Below are 16147 nucleotides of genomic sequence, written 5' to 3' on the forward strand. Positions count from 1 at the left end.
GCTTCACCGCCCTCGTGACTTGCCACCAAGCTCAGCAAGCGGAGGCGAACCGGATCGCCGAGCGCTTTGAACATCCGGGCCAGGTCGCCGGCCCAGTCTTCGGTCAACGGTTCGCGTACCAGCGGGGAGCAGCAGGCGCCGGTCTCCGCAACATCTTGATTCGACATACTTCGATATTGACAGTTTTCGAATCAACTCGCAACCGACGGTAGGTGAACATCCGGAGCACCTCGTGTCCGAAGCGCATGACAATCTGTTGACGGCCATCGATCGCGATGGTTCGGCTCGTCCCCGTCAAGGCAGTGGAGGTATCCCGGAATGGCCGAGTTGGATTTTTCGCGGTTGCCCGTCGGGCAACGTGAATGGTCGACCTTCGTTCAGGCCTTGAGCAAGGAAGATGACCGGGCGGAACGCCACTTTCTCGAGATGAAGTCCGACGTCGATCTCGGCACGATCCTAGGAGCAGCCAAGGTTGCGAAGTTCATTCTCGGTGCGGCCAACCGACTACCCGAGAAAGCCGACAAGCGTTTCGGCGGTTACGCATTACTCATCCTGGGCATCAGCCAGGACTCGATCACCGGCATTCCCTTCTTCGAAGCCATGGACCTCGAGCGGCACGTCAAGAAGTACATCGACGACGACGGCCCGCATTGGGATTTCGAACGCGTGCGCGTGAGTGGAGACCGTGACGTGATCATCGTGATAGTTGATCCGCCGAAACAAGGCGACCCGATTTGGACCTGCCACAAGGACGGTTCGGAAAATTTGATTGACGGCGGCATCTTCATCCGGGTCGACGGCGCAACCAGGGCAGCGAAAGGCGCGGAAGTTCGTACACTGCTCCGCCGAGCGGAGAAAGCGCAGCCCACTGCCGATATCGATGTATCCATTGTCGGCAGCGTTCTGCCCTTTCACTGTGACGCTGATGTTCTCGAAGCACACATCACGCGGCAACGAGAATTTCTGCACGCGGCATACAAGGAGCAGGCTCGGCCGTCGGCAGCCCATCTCGCCTCTGCTTCCTTTAGTGAATTCCTCGCGGCGGACTGGGGCCGTATCGGAGCAAAGCCGGAACCACGGACTGTCTCGGAATACAACGAGGAGATCGATCGCTGGGAGGTCGACCTGCGAAAAGCCTTCCACTCCCTCGTCGACAACTTCGCAACGCTCGTCGCCGTTCCTATCCGAGTGCAGGTACGCAACCTGAGCGCGACGTTCATGGAAGCTGTCGAGGTAAAGATCGAACTCGACGGCGGCGTGTACGCCCTCCACCAGATTCCTCGCGACGAGATATTCGAACCGCTCCCGGACTTTCCTCGACCGTGGGGACCGATCGAACAGCCCGGTCTCGGCATGGTCCAGATACCGGACCTCGGTCGCCATTACCCCCCGCTGACGCTTCCCTCCACTCGATTCGACTCTGTTCGATTCCACAATGGGGACCATGTTTCGCTCAGCGTGCGCTTGCCTGAACTTCGCCCCGAGGGCACATCCCTCACCGATGACGACGAATTCGTTCTCGTTGTCCGAGGGGCGGTTTCCCAGGCGATCAAAGGGTCATGGACGGCAACGGCCAGAGGGCACCATCAGGTGTATTCCGGGGACTTGAGTATCGGCATCGATTCACTGCGAGATTTCTCCGAGCCGATAGGGGAAGCGCTCGACGTCTATGCCGGAGAGGACGTCGACGACGACGATGTTGAGCAGGACTAGTCGCTACTTTGACTCCGACGCTCGAGCAGGACTGTGTCGCGCCAGATACCGTCGAGTTGGGCGATCTTTTCCCGGATCCCGATGGTGCGAAAACCTGCCGAATGGTGCAGCGAGACGGAGGCGCGGTTTTCGGGGAAGATCGACGTCTGCAGCGTCCAGAGCCCGTCCGCGTCCGCTGCCATGACTTGCTTGCGTAGCAACGCTTTTCCGACACCTCGCCCGCGCATCCCGTCGGCGACGTAGACGGAGTTTTCGGCGACTCCGCGGTAGCAGTCCCTCCCGGACACCGGACTCAGGGCAGCCCAGCCGACGACGACATCGTCGATGGTGGCGACCCAGCGATGATTGGGCAGCCACTGCGCATCGAGGTACTCCCGGCTGGGGACTTCGGTGGTGAAGGTGGCGTTGCGCGTGGCGATGCCTTCGCCGTAGATCCGCAGAACGGCGTCCCAGTCGTCATCGGACATGGACCGGACGGCGACGTCGTCGGGAAGATCGCTCGGGCAGCACGGCCGCGGCGCGAGAACTCCCATCACGATGTCGGCAGCCTGCGGCAACGCGACGCAGCACTTCGGATTCATCGCGACAACGGTGCTGGTTCCCTCTTTCCGCAGGCTGACGAATCCCACGTCGGCGAGCTTACGTACATGGTGGGAGACCGTGGGCTGCCCGATCCCCAACGCCTCGGCGAGAGCCCCGATCGTGATGCCGCCAGCAGCGCTCGCGACTCGGTGCAGCAGCCGCACCCGCATCGGTTCGGCCAGGCACGCGAACCACTGTGCGTAGGTGTCGGCGTCAGCTTGCTCGAGCACATTCGAGTCGACCGCACCTTGGTCCGAATCGCCGACGCGCACCGTCGGGGTCTGCAGCGATGTCATGCACACACTATATCGACCTTCGTCGATGGTTGCATTCATCGACTGATGTCGATACAGTTCGAATTAAAGATCGATTGTTGTCGATGAAAGGAATGTGTGATGACCGACCTCCCCGTTGTCGTGATCGGAGCCGGACCGATCGGCCTCGCCGCAGCCGCGCAACTGCGCGAACGAGGACTCACGCCGCTGGTGTTCGAGCGAGGCGCCGTCGCCGGTGCCGCGATCGCCGAATGGAATCACGTCCGTCTCTTCTCCCGCTGGTCAGAGCTGGTCGACCCGGCTGCCCGCCTCCTCCTCGAGCAGACCGGGTGGAGCGCCCCAGACGGCGAGACGTACCCGACCGGACAGCAGTGGCGACAGCTCTACCTCGAACCCCTCGCCGCCGCCCTCGGTGATGCGGTGCAGTTCGGTACCGAGGTGGTCGGCGTCGCCCGACGCGGCCGCGACCTGGTCGTCGACGCTGGCCGCGAGACCGAACCTCTCTCCATCCACCTGCGCCGCCCAGATGGCAGCGAGGACCGCGTCTTCGCTCAGGCCGTCGTCGATGCGTCCGGCACCTGGGGCACCCCGAACCCGCTCGGCGGGGAAGGACTGCCCGCCCTCGGCGAGAAGGCTGCCGCAGACGCGATCACCTACCGTGTGCCCGATCTCGACGACGAGGCGATCCGCGCTCGGTTCGCCGGCAAGCACACCGTCATCGCAGGCAGCGGCCATTCCGCACTGACTGCCATCGTCGCGCTAGCCGGACTCGAGGCAGAAGCCCCGGAAACCCGCATCACGTGGGCGGTTCGCCGCGGCACGATCGGTTCCGCGTTCGGCGGCGGCGAATCGGACGAACTGCCCGCCCGCGGCGCCCTCGGACTACGCGCGAAGAAGGCCGTCGACGACGGACTTCTCACCGTGGTCACCGGCTTCCGCACCGCAGCCGTCGAATCCGCCGACAAGGGTCAGCTCGCACTGGTGTCCGATGCCGGCACCCGGATCGAGAACGTCGACAACGTCGTCACCTTGACCGGATTCCGCCCCGACCTGTCCTGGCTCTCGGAGATCCGACTGGGCCTCGACCCCGTCCTGCAGGCACCGACGCAGCTGGCGCCTCTGATCGACCCGAACGTCCACTCCTGCGGCACCGTGTATCCGCACGGCGCAAAAGAACTTCGCCACCCCGAACCCGGCGTGTACCTGGCGGGAATGAAGAGCTACGGCCGCGCACCGACGTTCCTGGCGATGACCGGCTACGAGCAGGTCCGCAGCATCGCCGCAGAACTCGCTGGCGACCACGAGGCCGCTACCCGGGTGGAGTTGATCCTCCCGGAAACCGGAGTCTGCGGCGGCGCAGGTGTTTTCGACGAACCCGACACCGCGGAATCCGAGGGCGGCTGCTGCGCAGCACCGGCTCCGGAGCTGATTTCACTGTCCAGCCCCTCCGGCAGTTCCAACTCCTGCGGATAAGACACAGCCGATGACCACCATCGAGGATCCGCCGCAGCGCCCCGTCAGCCTCGACCCGTCGGGGCTGCGGCGGGTCCTGGTGGCGCTGTGTCTGACCGAAATCACCAGCTGGGGAATCCTGTACTACGCGTTTCCTGTTCTGTCGGTAGCCATTTCCCGCGATACCGGATGGTCGACCTCGGTGATCGTGGCGGCGTTCTCGGTCAGCCAACTCGTCGCCGCCGTCGTCGGCATCCCTGTCGGACGGATCCTCGATCGCCACGGGCCCCGCTGGATCATGACCGCCGGATCAGTACTCGCTGTACCCGCACTGGTGGTCATCGCGACAGCTCACACCCTCCCCCTGTTTTTCGCAGGGTGGGTGTTCGCCGGAATCGCGATGGGCGCGGTGCTGTATCCGCCGGCCTTCGCCGCACTGACCCGCTGGTACGGCGACAACTACGTCAAAGCGCTGATGATTCTCACCCTCGCTGCGGGTCTGGCCAGCACGGTGTTCGCGCCACTGTCTGTCGCTCTGGCCGATCGTTTCGACTGGCGCACAACGTACCTGGTGCTCGCCGCCGTACTGGCTGTGATCACCATCCCCGGACATATCTGGGGTTTGCGTGGCGGGTGGCCCGACCCCATCCGGCTGCCCCATGCGCAGCCCGGCGACTATCACCGCACCTCACGCAGCCTCGCCTTTCTTGCTCTGATCGTCGCCCTCGCTGCAGCCGCCTTCGCCGCATCCGCCGGCGTCTTCAACCTCGTACCGCTGCTGATCGAACGCGGTTTCAGTCCCAGCCTCGCCGCACTCACGCTCGGGTTGGGAGGCGCCGGTCAGGTCATCGGCCGCATCTTCTACCTACCGCTCGCAGCGAAGACCAGTGTCCGCGTACGCACGGTATCGGTCATCGTCGTTGCCGGTCTGAGCACCGCGTGGTTGGGTCTGGCGAGCTCGGCGGCGGCGTTGGTCGGCATCGCCGTCGGCGCCGGACTGGTCCGCGGCATCTTCACCCTGATCCAGGCCACCGCCATCACCGACCGCTGGGGAGGCGAACACTACGGGCGCCTCAACGGGCTGATGTCCGCACCGATCGTCATCGTCATGGCCTTGGCGCCGTGGGCCGGCACCGTGCTCTCCACCTGGACCGGAAGCTACGCCCACGCCTACCTCGCCCTCGGAGCGATCGCCCTCCTCGGCGCCCTGATCAGCGCCGCAACCATCCCATCCCCGCCCTCCGCGGCACCTCCACGCCAACACCCATGATCGCCCCCTGACCACGCGCGTATCCGGGGAAGGAGGTCCCCTCGACCGACCACATCGGAGAGCAGCGCCCCAGAAGATCCAGTGCTATTCACCAGACATACATCCACCCTCCGGCCGCCCCACTTCGATTCCCCTTACTATCGGAGTTCGATATCGGGGAACGATATAAGGTCAACAGGAGTGGATGTTGTGACGTCATCGCAAAGCGAGAAGCCGCCGTCGTCTGCACGTACAGGTGATTCACCGACGCTGCAACGTCGGCTCGGGGTCACCGATTCGGTGATCATCGGACTTGGCGCGATGATCGGCGCCGGAATCTTCGCAGCCCTCGGACCAGCAGCGGCAGCTGCGCACGGTGGGTTGCTGATCGCGTTGGCGGTGGCAGCAGTGATCGCCTATTGCAATGCGATGTCCTCCGCACGGTTGGCTGCGCTGTATCCGGAATCCGGCGGCACTTACGTCTACGGCCGCGAACGGCTGGGTCCGTTCTGGGGATACCTGGCAGGGTGGGGATTCGTCGTCGGTAAGACCGCCTCCTGCGCGGCTATGGCGTTGACGGTGGGCACGTATGCATGGCCCGGCCACGAGCATGCGGTGGCCGTCGCCGCGGTGCTGGTGATCACCGGTGTGAACTACGTGGGTGTGCAGAAGTCGGCGATGCTGGCTCGCATCATCGTGACCGTCGTTCTGGCGGTCCTCGCACTTGTAGTGGTCTTGTCTCTGAGCGGTGCTTTTGCCTCGCACTCGCCGTTCAGAGCAGATGATTCGGCGACCGTCATCGGAGTAGTACAGGCTGCGGGTCTGCTGTTCTTCGCGTTCGCCGGCTACGCACGGATCGCCACCCTCGGCGAGGAAGTTCGCGACCCGAAACGCACCATCCCGCGCGCCATCCCGATCGCTTTGGCCATCACGTTGGTCGTGTATGCGGTGGTGGCGATCGCAGTTCTGACCGTACTAGGCAGCGAAGGACTCGCCGCGGCGACCGATCCACTGGCGCAGGCGGTGCGGGCGGCGGGATTCGGCCAGTTCGAAATGGTAGTGCGGGTCGGCGCTGTCGTCGCCGCACTCGGCTCACTACTCTCACTCGTCCTGGGGGTCTCGCGAACAACATTCGCGATGGCACGCGACGGGTATTTACCGCATGCTCTGGCCCGGGTGCATCCGCGGTTCGGAGTTCCCCACCGCGCCGAGTTGGTCGTCGGAATCGTCGTCGCGGTCATCGCGGCCACCGCCGATGTGCGTGAGGTAATCGGGTTCTCCTCATTTGCCGTTTTGGCGTACTACCTGATCGCGAATGCGTCCGCGTGGACGTTGTCGCCGCGCGCTCACACACGGGTGGTGCCGGCGCTCGGCGGAATCGGGTGCATAGTGCTGGCCGTATTCTTGCCGGCCGCATCCGTCACCGTCGGCATCGGCGTACTCACGATCGGCGCGCTGATCTACGCCGCACGCCGCAGGACCACGAAACCTGTTCGGTGAGATCAGTTCTCAGGCCACGACGGGCCGAGCACTTCACGTGCCAATTCCGCCAAAGACGCACGGTCCTCGACCAGCGCTGCCTCACCAGCCAAGGTGGCGCGGTACACCCTACGACTGCGCCCTTCAGAGACAACAAATTCCGATTCCAGAAGCCCGTCGACCTCGAGACGGTGCAACGTCGGATACAAAGTACCCGCACTGATCTTGTAACCGTGATGCGCAAGTTCTTCCGACATCCAAGCCCCGTAAATCGGTTCCTGCGCAGCGTGATGAAGGATATGAAGCCGCACAGCGGCCCGCTGAAATTCTTTCATCACCCCACCGACTGTCGGATTTCGATATCGGATCTCGATGTTACCCGTGGGGGAAACCTCGAGATTTGAAATCGACGTCGTCGACTCCAGCGAACCACTGGCAGTGCGTTTCCGAAGTACTTTGCGATGTGGTCAATGGTCACTCATGAACTCTGTCTACAAGCCAGCCATTGGCCGTCGTTCATTTTCGCCCAGAATTTCAAGGCTCCGTCGAGGTATCCGGACATGTACAGCGCGGACGTTTTCACGCGCATGCTCACATGATCAGCGCGTGATGCTCCCCCACGTCCGAGCGGGAGCGCCCGGGCCGATGTCGACTTTCACTGCCCGCGGCTCGTCGAATGTCCTGATCACGGGGTGGTCGGGCCAGCATTCGGTCCAATGGTCGGTGTTGATCACTGTGCTGCCCGGAGCGGCGACGTCGCGGCGAGAGTTCTGTCGTCGACAGTGCCCCAGCGGAGCTGTCCGCTCTCGTTGGAGATCTCCATGCGTCCGGTGCGTAGTTGGAGCCCTTCGCCGGCGGTCGCGACGTCGAGCCGAACGCCTGTCACCCGCCCTCTCACCGCAGACAATCCTGAATACCCGGCGACACGGGACGAGATCCGCAGATCAGTGCCATCCCGTTGTCCTTCTGCGACGATGAGGAGCGATCCCCTACTTCTTCACTGGACTACACGAGACCTCTGAGTCGCAGGCGAAGACGCCGGGGACGATACAACTTGCGTCGAGCGACCGTTCCAATATCTAGGGCAGTTGCACAAAGGTTGGATGTTCATGAACGGATCGGACTTCAATGCCGCAATCAGCGGAATGACCCTGCAGGACGGCAACACTGCGCCGTGACACTGCTCCTACGTTGGTTCATCGTCCCGGCAGTGGGTGCGGTAGCCGATGCGTACAGCGGCAATCACCACAGCGGAGTTGAAGTCGGCCTTCTCCGCCAGCATCAGGAAACCGAAGATACCGCCGGTCTCATGGCAGGAAACGCAATGGAATAACTGCGACTGAACACGAACATCGAAGTTCGCAGCGCGGTCTCCGTGAAACGAACAGTAGCCCTTCTTCGCGTCGCGCCCACTCCACTGAGCTTCGTAAACTCCTCAACGACATCTGCCAGCGAGGTCCGTTCCCGAATCGCAGTCAGTTCCCCGTCAGGAATGCGTGAACTAGTCACGCACCCGAACCTAGACGGCTGAACGAAGCTGCACAGTACAGCCACATTTTTCAGTCACTACGCAGCTATCGACTAAAGCATGAGCGTCATCGGTTCCCTACTCAGGCCCCGTCTTCCGGCCTCTGAGGCCTTGGGTGATGTTTCCGTAACATCGAGCATCAAATACAGCTTGATTTCTCGGACAACCGTCCGTGCCGCAAGACAACGCCCTGCCTGTGTTCGACCCGATAACTCGCTTCGGCTGGCTGACTCGGTCAGCAACCAGATGATCAGTTCATGGCCGGTCCTGCAGCAGAACCCAGAACATAGGACCGGCGTCCCGAACGATGCCGGCCATCGTGGTGCCGCCCTGCTGCGCCTCGCCGACGCATCCCGATGCACTCTGACGGGTAGGGACGGGATATTGGCTATGGACGCCTGTGATGACACACCGGACCCGGATCCGGAACGATATTCACCGCCACAATTTCGTATTACACTAATAGCTATGACTGACGAAACGATCAACGATCAGCCCGTCACCGACAACATGATCGAAGAATGGGCAAACGAAGCCGAAACCGGCTACGACGTCGAAAAGCTACGCAAACGCGGCCGGCCCACCCTCGGCGCCGGCCCCGGCGCAGTAGTGCCCGTACGGATGGACGCCGCATTGCTCGAAGCCTTGAACGCCCGCGCAGAACAAGAACACGTCTCCCGGTCCGAAGCGATCCGAGAAGCAGTGCGTGCCTGGACCCAGGTCGCGTGAAAGCACACAAATCCGCACTCAAACACGCAATCAGCGAAAACGCCGGCATCTACGCGGCAGAGCACCACGTCTATGTCGCCGACTTGGACGACGATAACCCCGCCCGCCAATTCCGGCTGGGCTTCGACCCGAACGGACGCCTCCTGGAGCTGGTTGTGCTGCGCTTCGACAGCGGAAACGAGCTACTCATACACGCCATGAAGGCCCGACCTCAGTACGTCGATCTCCTGTAATCGATCTTTGTTCATCGAGTGCGATGAAGGGAAGTCGACCTGCTCGCCGGTACGACGAGGACATCGCCATCAACGCTCGATGATCGCAGCCTCCACCGACACAGGTGCGTTCACCTCCACCGCCCCGTGCCGAGAACTGGCACCACCGACCGTTCTCACCATCAGTGGGGCGACATGCAGCTCACACGACATCTCTCCCCCCACGACACTGAATATTCACCCCACACCCGAAAGTTGTTCAGTGACATGACAAATGAATACCCAGATGCCGGAGAGGTAGCGCTCGACGACAGCCGCTTTCGGCGCTGACCCCGTCAGCTCTATGACGACGGCACTGAACCCGATCCACGACTCAGTCTCGCCAACGAACCCTCCTGGCGCACGAGCACCCGATCTCAGATGCCACGCCTGCTGTTGCTGGATTTCTGTATTGCCACGATGTACTGAGGCGGGTTGGGTTCGCGGACGACGATCCGACAAGCGACTTCAAGATCGCCTCAAAGAGGTTGCCCCACAAGACAATTATAAATAACTTCTGTCAAGCACGACACGAAGGCCGTTCCCACCTCCCGACCAACACGCGACGCGGGACCAATCGCTCCGAACGCGAACACTACGAATACGGACCACGTCACTGCCCGTGCCGCCCCGACCGGCTGAGACAATCCCCGGAGACAGACAGTCGGTTTCCATTGTCGAATGAAAGGGAGCACTTCGTGACCTATTGGGCGGTTGCTCGGCCAGACTCGGGTTCCGGTGAGGTTCTCGTACGCGATGGTTACGTCGTCGGTGACGATGCCGCGATCGCGCAGATCGCAGACGTATGTGTGCAGTTTGCTACGGCGGAGGACGGTTCGCGGCCGATGATCTGGGTGTCGTTGGGAAGCGCGAACGCTCGGGTATCGGGCTTTGGTGGCCAGAGTCTTGACCGTACTGAACTCGAAGCCGAGATCCGCCGGTGTGTCACTGAGGAACAGAACGCACAGCGCCGCGCCGCTGTCGAGGCGATGATCGACGGTTCTTCGCACGCGCGAAGAGCCGCGCATTCAACGCCGGCGGGTTCAGTTCGTGATCAGTGGAACCGGATCACCGAGTGGCTGCGAGTCCACTTTCCCGGCATGACGATCACTGGAGCCGAGCGCGACCGTGTGGACGCCGCGATCGAGAGAACGGGACAAAGCTGGCCGGCCGAGTTAATCGAGCTGTACACCTTGGTCGACGGAGTTTCCGACGAAAGGTTGCTGGGGTTGCTCCACCGTTTCGCGCTTCTCACGTTGGACGATGTCCTCTGGTATTGCGAATCGTCTATTCAGATTGGGGACGAGAGTGCGCGCTTGTTCGGCGATGGCCCCGTTGAAGGCCCCACCGACGCTGGATTTCAAGCCGACACCTTCCTCCCGGATTTCGTGCCTTTCGCAGGGATGGACGGCAATTTCTTGTGCGTCGACACCCGCCCCGGCCCCATGCACGGTTGCGTAACCGAATTCGACAAAACCGGGGCAGACGAACCCGGACCCCGTTGGGTCTCAATCAGCGCCATGCTGACTGACCTCGCCGACAGTCTGACGACCTCGCAAGCATTCGACGACGGGTGGTACTGGACGAGCGTCAATGGAGCCCTCGAATGGGAATCTGACCGCACGTGGCGACTCAGACAGCTTGTTAAAAAAACATCTTTCGCGGCCTGCACGCGAGGGGCCCAATTAGGGCAACTCTGAAAGAGGCCAACTTCGAGAGCGGCTGCGCGACTGCATCCCACCCGTAGGTTTCTTCGTCCGCTCCATCCGGGTGCTTCCGAAGATCACGCGCGTGGTGACAGAATCGAACAACTGACGGCTACGCGAGGGATATACCCTTGAGGGCACAGTCACGTTGTTGCGCACGGCAACTGGGAGAATGAGGAATGGCGACCCCAATGCCGTCGGATAAAGGTCGCTGCTACCCGGTCGAGATCATCAACGGCTGCGTGTGGCTGTACTTTGGGTTCCCGCTCAGCTTCCGTAAGTCGAGGAACTCATGCTCGAAGGCGGTGTCGTGGTCAGCGATGAGACGATCCGGCGGTGGTACGCCAAGTTCGGGCAGGCCTACGCAAACCAATTGCGACGACGGTGGGCGCGACCCGGTGACAAGTGGCACCTCGACGAGGTTTTCATCCCAATCAGAGGCCGGGAACATTACCTGCGACGGGAGGTCGACCAGCACGGCAACGTACTCGAGGAACTGGTCCAGCCCCGACGAAACAGGAACGCCGCCAAGCGATTCTTCCGTAAGCTACTCGAGCGGGCTTGCGCTATGTGCCGCGAGCAATCGTCACCGACAAGCTCGGCAGCCCCCAAGTGGCGCACCGCGAGCTGCTGGCCTCGGTCGAGCATCGCCGATCCAAGTACTTGAACAATCAAGCCGAGAACTCGCATCAACCCGCCAGGCAGCGAGAACGGGCCATCAAACGGTTCACATCGGCCCGACACGCGCAACGCTTCCTGTCCGTCTTCTCGGGCTATCCGCCTTCTCGGGTATCTCACCGCATTTCCAATCCTGGCGACACAGACTCCCGGCGCCCGAATGGCGTACCGAGATGACCCACCGGTTCGCGGTCTGGCAGGAAGTCACCGCGACCGGTGTTGTTGCGTGAAAGCGAACGGGCCAGTGGCATCCTGTAACCGACCGCACTAAACATGCTTCGCTGCTTCACTTTTCGATCAACGTGACAGTGCCGTCGCCAGTGTCATCGACTGATCCGAAACCGCGCAGGGCGATCCCTTGTCCGAACTGGCAACATCGACCCTTTGCCACCCGGAACATCTCGACGACGTTGTCGAAGGCTACGGCGCTGTCGTCGACCGCGAGGTCATCCGTGCCTGGTGGACATTAGGAGATAGGGATACTCCTATGCCTGATGGGCAGCTACTTCTTGCAGGGGAAGTGCTGCAACGAGAGCTGCATCAAAGGACATTGGCCCCCCGAGCTGCCGCACCCTTCGGAGAGCCTATGTCAGTGAAGAACTCGGCATTTGCGCTGACATAGCCGGCCCAGAGGTCAGGCAGATCCTCTTGCTTCGACAGGACAAACCGATTCGCAGGCCCCACAGTCGATGCACTCCCCCGGGTGGATATACATTGATCGCTCACCTTCATAAATGCAGTCAACGGGACAGGCCTCCACACACGACCGGTCCAGGACATCCACGCAGGGAAGTGCAATGACGTAGGCCATTTTTCACAGCGCCTAGACACCCGTATAGATGGTCTTGCCCCAGGAGAAGAACTCCAGCGCAGTGTGGCCCTGTTCCCGGAAGGTGTTTGTCGATGAATCCCCGATCCCGCCGAACGGTACGTTCAGATCCAACCCCGCAGTTGGTCGGTTGACCTTGACGACCCCGGCTTGGGCGCGCTGGGTGAAGTCGGTTGATCGAGCGAGGCTGTCGGTGCAGATGCCTGCGGTGAGGCCATAGGACGAGTTGTTGATCTGGGCAAGCCCCTCCGCGTAGTCGGGGACTTCAAGAACCGCGACCACGGGGCCGAAGATCTCGTCGGTAACGACGGGTCGTCGTTGGATACATTGGTAATCACCGTCGCCGTCGCTTCAAAGGCCTGGCCGTTTGAGTGGCCACCCTGCACCACGTTATCGGCAATGAATTTTCGCACTTGGATCGCACACTCGAAGTACTATCTGGCATTTTGAACGTGGAAATTGGATATCATTTCATTGCTGCGGCGATTCTGAGTGGTCAGTTCGGCCGCGCAAGGCCTGCCCTCCGGCTGTGCACTCGCCGGGGGTGGGTCTCTCCAAACGCTCACGCCGCCACGTTGAACCGTAGGCACTATGGACGCGCTGGCGACGCGCCTGCCTGATACTTAAGTACCGTGTGCAACCGCCAAGCGCGGTTCGGCCCCATACTCGAGAAGTAGTATCCCTCGTGCACGTTCGCCTTTGCCGGCTCGGCGTGCGCGGCCCGCCTAGACGGTATGAGGGACCGCCGACGTTCAGCCGGGGGTTGCGGGCCGGGGCCTCACTCACCCATGGTCGTGGGTTACCGAGTGGGAATCCCTGCCCGGTCTTTCCAACAGTGGTGGGAGGCCCCGGTGTTTACAGAGCGTACGAGTGTTGGTCTTGATGTGCACGCACGATCGGTGACGGCTGCGGCAATCGACAGCGTCACCGGTGACGTGCATCGAGCGCGGTTGACCCCGTCCTACGAACACATTCGGTCCTGGATTGCTGATCTTCCAGGACCGGTGGCGGTTGCTTACGAGGCAGGTCCGACCGGATTTGGACTGTATCGGGCCTTATCTGATGCCGGTGTGAGATGCGCCGTGGCCGCGCCGTCGAAGCTGCAAAAACCAGCCGGGGACCGAGTGAAAACCGATGCGCGTGATGCGATGCATCTGGCCAAGCTGTTGCGACTCGATGAGGTCACTGCGGTGTCGGTGCCGTCGGTTGAGCAGGAAGCGGCGCGGGACCTGGTGCGTGCCCGCGAGGACTGCCGCGGCGATTTGATGCGGGCTCGGCACCGGTTGTCGAAACTGCTGTTGCGCCATGGCATCGTCTATTACGGAGGTGCGGCATGGACCGGGGCACACGATCAGTGGCTTCGGCGCGAAGCCGCACCACAGTTGACCGCACCAGCCACCGCGACGGCCTTCGATGCTGACTACGACCATGTGCTCACCATGGTGGCCCGCCGCGACCGTTTGGACAAAACGATCGAGGACATGGCCGCCGATAGTGAGTTCACCCCAATCGTGCACCGCGTGTCCTGTTTGCGCGGGGTCTCGACGTTAACCGGGTTCGCATTGGCAGTGGAGATCGGGGACTGGAATCGATTCACCGGCAACAGCATTGGCTCGTTTGTGGGTTTGGTTCCGTCGGAGTATTCGTCGGGGAAATCGCGGGTGCAAGGGTCGATCACCAAAACCGGGAACACCCACGTCCGCCGACTCTTGGTCGAGGCGGCGTGGCATCACCGTGCCCGCTATCACGTGGGTGCGGTGATGCGTGGCCGCTGGGATCTGGCTCCCGCGGCCGCACGAGCACGCGGCGATGAAGGTAACCGTCGTCTGCATCAACGGTGGGTGCGATTCCTCGAGCGGCGCAAGCGGCCAGTGGTGGCGAATGTGGCGATCGCGCGGGAGTTGGCCGGCTGGTGCTGGTCGCTGGCGGTGATGGACTGCTGAAAGTCCCATGAACTGCTTCGTCGAGTCAGTCGGTGGTGGCAGCGCGTGGATCGACCCGCGACACAACTATGAGCAGACCTTCGGGTCGATGCTCGATCCTAGACACGCGGATACGATCCAGCCGAAACCCCGTCCTGCGGTAACCAATCCGCGCATATCAGTCTGACCGCGCGTCGCGATACGACACGCTCACCACACGGACTCATCGACGAAGCACAGAGACGCCGCCAGGGTCGCTCCTTGGCGGCGTCTCACCCTGCCTCTTGACAAACTTTCTTACATATCAGGTGTAACTGACGAACACTGTGGGCGGGCCATCCGGCGAATGGAGAACTCCGTCCACCCGGACAGGAATCGGCGGCCCTGCCAAGTCTCCGGCAGTCCGGCGCCGAATCTCGTCGAGAATCTGCTTGTTCGACAATTGCTGCAGCGACTTCCGTGTGGGCGACAACGGCCGGTTCTCCTCTTCCGTCATGAACCCGGTGGCGATCAACACTTCCTGCACAGGCGCATCGAACAACGCTGCGACGCGCCGCAGCACCTGCGGGGTCGGGGACCGCGAGATCCTTGTCCACTGACGCATCTGGGATGGATACACACCGAGCGCCCGAGCTGCTTCCTCTGGGCTTTCATAGCCGCGGGCCACGATCTGGTCTCGAACCCAAGCTGCGAATCCTGAAGCCTTGGGCGTTATTTTCCCACGGAATCTCTGAACATTCGCGCAGCGAAACAGTTCGAGAGTTTCGCGCTCGGATCAGTTATCCCCATGCGTTGTCCATGATTTGGGGATAGTTCAACACTCAAGTATCTGTGACTCCGCGAAGACTGGTATCGGAACCCTCGGATCCGTAGATTTTCCTCGGCGGCATCGCTCGAACCCCCAAACTTCGAGTATGGCGTAGCCCTGCCGACGCGATCCCCCGGACAGTCGGCAGGGCACCACAAACGGTGCGCCGCTTCCGCCTCGGTTCTCGGCGCACCCCGGGCCGCCAGCGTGCTGATCACACACTCGCTGGTGGCCCTTCTAGCAACACCCCTGGATTTCGAAATGCCCGACGAGACTGAGGTTTGGCATTCCCCTCATGCGTTATACAGCTGCCGCGGCAGCTCGATGTCGGTAACACGGTCAGCCACGCCGCCCAGTCCCGAGCTGGCAGCTCTCGCCTCGACTGCGCCGACAAGATCTTCCGCGGGTCGGGCCCCGGACGCCGAGAGTTGTAGTAGCTGATGAAAAACGGTGCATGCTGCACGCAATGCCGACGCTGCAGCAGCGCGGTTTACAACGGCTCATGGATCTCGCCGGCCGAACGGCTGAGACTGCAGCAAGATCACCGAAGTTCCTGCCTGCGGATGTCATTCCGATCCGAGAGTCGCTCTCGACGTCGTCTCGGGTTGCCACTGCGAACTCACACATCACGCGCCCCGCCTAAATGCGACAGAGGGCGAAGTCGGAGATGAAAAGGCCCCGAAGTTACGATACGGCTACCGTTGCAGGTATGGTCGGATTGTAAACGTATAGCGATACTGTTGTTCGTTTACCAACCCTGACGGTCCCCTATCTTGTGTGGCCGTCAGGGCTGCCTTGCCACGGAGCACAGAAGGCCGAATCTAGTTACCCTCGGCAACTACCTGCGGCAGGAAGCCCGTCGTATCTAGCACACCTCGAAACGGAGATGTCGTGAAACGAAAAGCACTGCGCCTCATAACTGGAGCTCTCGTCATCGCCTTCGTAA

Annotated in this window: 13 protein-coding genes and 4 pseudogenes; 9 read left to right on the forward strand and 8 right to left on the reverse strand. The window is 61.9% G+C overall.

From position 1 onward, the window contains the following. Positions 1-167 (reverse strand): annotated as a pseudogene (locus AC1Q6C_RS31870) (ArsR/SmtB family transcription factor); the annotation flags it as partial. 151 nt (positions 168-318) lie between these two features. Between AC1Q6C_RS31870 and AC1Q6C_RS31875 the strand changes: the two are divergent. Next, positions 319-1713, forward strand: a complete 1395-nt coding sequence (locus AC1Q6C_RS31875) for a hypothetical protein (protein ID WP_492667035.1) — start codon at positions 319-321, stop codon at positions 1711-1713. Here AC1Q6C_RS31875 and AC1Q6C_RS31880 read toward each other — a convergent pair. After that, positions 1710-2591 carry a helix-turn-helix domain-containing GNAT family N-acetyltransferase gene (locus AC1Q6C_RS31880; protein ID WP_492667036.1) on the reverse strand — a complete coding sequence of 294 codons (882 nt, stop codon included), beginning with the start codon at positions 2589-2591 and terminating at the stop codon, positions 1710-1712. The genes AC1Q6C_RS31875 and AC1Q6C_RS31880 overlap by 4 nt on opposite strands. A 99-nt stretch (positions 2592-2690) precedes the next feature. Between AC1Q6C_RS31880 and AC1Q6C_RS31885 the strand changes: the two genes are divergently transcribed. The 3 genes from AC1Q6C_RS31885 to AC1Q6C_RS31895 all read left to right on the forward strand — a co-directional run bounded on the left by AC1Q6C_RS31885 (position 2691) and on the right by AC1Q6C_RS31895 (position 6771). After that, the gene (locus AC1Q6C_RS31885) at positions 2691-4043 is read left to right on the forward strand and encodes an NAD(P)-binding domain-containing protein (protein WP_492667037.1); all 1353 of its coding nucleotides are present in this window, start codon (positions 2691-2693) and stop codon (positions 4041-4043) included. 10 nt (positions 4044-4053) lie between these two features. Further along, complete coding sequence (locus AC1Q6C_RS31890; RefSeq protein WP_492667038.1) at positions 4054-5292, forward strand: MFS transporter; 1239 nt, start codon at positions 4054-4056, stop codon at positions 5290-5292. A 189-nt stretch (positions 5293-5481) separates the two neighbouring features. After that, positions 5482-6771 (forward strand): APC family permease, encoded by a 1290-nt coding sequence (locus AC1Q6C_RS31895; protein ID WP_492667039.1) that lies wholly within the window; start codon positions 5482-5484, stop codon positions 6769-6771. Between the two features lie 2 nt (positions 6772-6773). On the opposite strand, the gene AC1Q6C_RS31900 is transcribed toward AC1Q6C_RS31895, so the two are convergent. From AC1Q6C_RS31900 to AC1Q6C_RS31910, 3 genes and pseudogenes are all read right to left on the reverse strand, one after another. Continuing rightward, on the reverse strand, positions 6774-7085 hold the full coding sequence (locus AC1Q6C_RS31900) for an Rv3488 family transcriptional regulator (protein WP_492667040.1): 312 nt from the start codon (positions 7083-7085) through the stop codon (positions 6774-6776). A gap of 395 nt (positions 7086-7480) precedes the next feature. Beyond that, on the reverse strand, positions 7481-7636 hold the full coding sequence (locus AC1Q6C_RS31905; protein ID WP_492667041.1) for a hypothetical protein: 156 nt from the start codon (positions 7634-7636) through the stop codon (positions 7481-7483). 300 nt (positions 7637-7936) lie between these two features. Then, a pseudogene (locus tag AC1Q6C_RS31910) lies at positions 7937-8089 on the reverse strand (CHC2 zinc finger domain-containing protein); the annotation flags it as partial. A 657-nt stretch (positions 8090-8746) separates the two neighbouring features. On the opposite strand from AC1Q6C_RS31910, the gene AC1Q6C_RS31915 reads away from it, so the two are divergent. The 4 genes and pseudogenes from AC1Q6C_RS31915 to AC1Q6C_RS31930 all read left to right on the forward strand — a co-directional run bounded on the left by AC1Q6C_RS31915 (position 8747) and on the right by AC1Q6C_RS31930 (position 11872). Continuing rightward, on the forward strand, positions 8747-9007 hold the full coding sequence (locus AC1Q6C_RS31915; protein WP_019749898.1) for a ribbon-helix-helix domain-containing protein: 261 nt from the start codon (positions 8747-8749) through the stop codon (positions 9005-9007). Further along, positions 9004-9240 carry a hypothetical protein gene (locus tag AC1Q6C_RS31920; protein ID WP_019749899.1) on the forward strand — a complete coding sequence of 79 codons (237 nt, stop codon included), beginning with the start codon at positions 9004-9006 and terminating at the stop codon, positions 9238-9240. The genes AC1Q6C_RS31915 and AC1Q6C_RS31920 overlap by 4 nt, the downstream gene beginning before the upstream one ends. 863 nt (positions 9241-10103) lie before the next feature. Next, on the forward strand, positions 10104-10958 hold the full coding sequence (locus AC1Q6C_RS31925) for an SMI1/KNR4 family protein (RefSeq protein WP_125461327.1): 855 nt from the start codon (positions 10104-10106) through the stop codon (positions 10956-10958). A gap of 185 nt (positions 10959-11143) precedes the next feature. After that, positions 11144-11872, forward strand: a pseudogene (locus AC1Q6C_RS31930) (IS6 family transposase). A 255-nt stretch (positions 11873-12127) separates the two neighbouring features. On the opposite strand, the pseudogene fdxA reads toward AC1Q6C_RS31930, so the two are convergent. Continuing rightward, positions 12128-12453 (reverse strand): annotated as a pseudogene (gene fdxA / locus AC1Q6C_RS31935) (ferredoxin). A gap of 12 nt (positions 12454-12465) precedes the next feature. After that, positions 12466-12753 (reverse strand): aldehyde dehydrogenase family protein, encoded by a 288-nt coding sequence (locus AC1Q6C_RS31940; protein ID WP_080910981.1) that lies wholly within the window; start codon positions 12751-12753, stop codon positions 12466-12468. 569 nt (positions 12754-13322) lie between these two features. Between AC1Q6C_RS31940 and AC1Q6C_RS31945 the strand changes: the two genes are divergently transcribed. Further along, positions 13323-14414, forward strand: a complete 1092-nt coding sequence (locus AC1Q6C_RS31945) for an IS110 family RNA-guided transposase (RefSeq protein WP_492667042.1) — start codon at positions 13323-13325, stop codon at positions 14412-14414. A 283-nt stretch (positions 14415-14697) separates the two neighbouring features. Here AC1Q6C_RS31945 and AC1Q6C_RS31950 read toward each other — a convergent pair whose 3' ends face one another. Further along, positions 14698-14997 (reverse strand): XRE family transcriptional regulator, encoded by a 300-nt coding sequence (locus tag AC1Q6C_RS31950; protein ID WP_241896166.1) that lies wholly within the window; start codon positions 14995-14997, stop codon positions 14698-14700. Between the last annotated feature and the right edge of the window lie 1150 nt (positions 14998-16147).

The sequence above is a fragment of the Rhodococcus sp. MT28 genome (genome assembly GCF_058792695.1).

Excerpts from the sequence above, each read along its gene's own strand:
- AC1Q6C_RS31885 (WP_492667037.1), top strand. The coding sequence starts at position 2,691 with ATGACCGACCTCCCCGTTGTCGTGATCGGAGCCGGACCGATCGGCCTC.
- AC1Q6C_RS31925 (WP_125461327.1), top strand. The coding sequence starts at position 10,104 with ATGATCTGGGTGTCGTTGGGAAGCGCGAACGCTCGGGTATCGGGCTTT.
- AC1Q6C_RS31915 (WP_019749898.1), top strand. The coding sequence starts at position 8,747 with ATGACTGACGAAACGATCAACGATCAGCCCGTCACCGACAACATGATC.
- AC1Q6C_RS31875 (WP_492667035.1), top strand. The coding sequence starts at position 319 with ATGGCCGAGTTGGATTTTTCGCGGTTGCCCGTCGGGCAACGTGAATGG.
- AC1Q6C_RS31900 (WP_492667040.1), bottom strand. The coding sequence starts at position 7,085 with ATGAAAGAATTTCAGCGGGCCGCTGTGCGGCTTCATATCCTTCATCAC.
- AC1Q6C_RS31890 (WP_492667038.1), top strand. The coding sequence starts at position 4,054 with ATGACCACCATCGAGGATCCGCCGCAGCGCCCCGTCAGCCTCGACCCG.
- AC1Q6C_RS31880 (WP_492667036.1), bottom strand. The coding sequence starts at position 2,591 with ATGACATCGCTGCAGACCCCGACGGTGCGCGTCGGCGATTCGGACCAA.
- AC1Q6C_RS31950 (WP_241896166.1), bottom strand. The coding sequence starts at position 14,997 with ATGCGTCAGTGGACAAGGATCTCGCGGTCCCCGACCCCGCAGGTGCTG.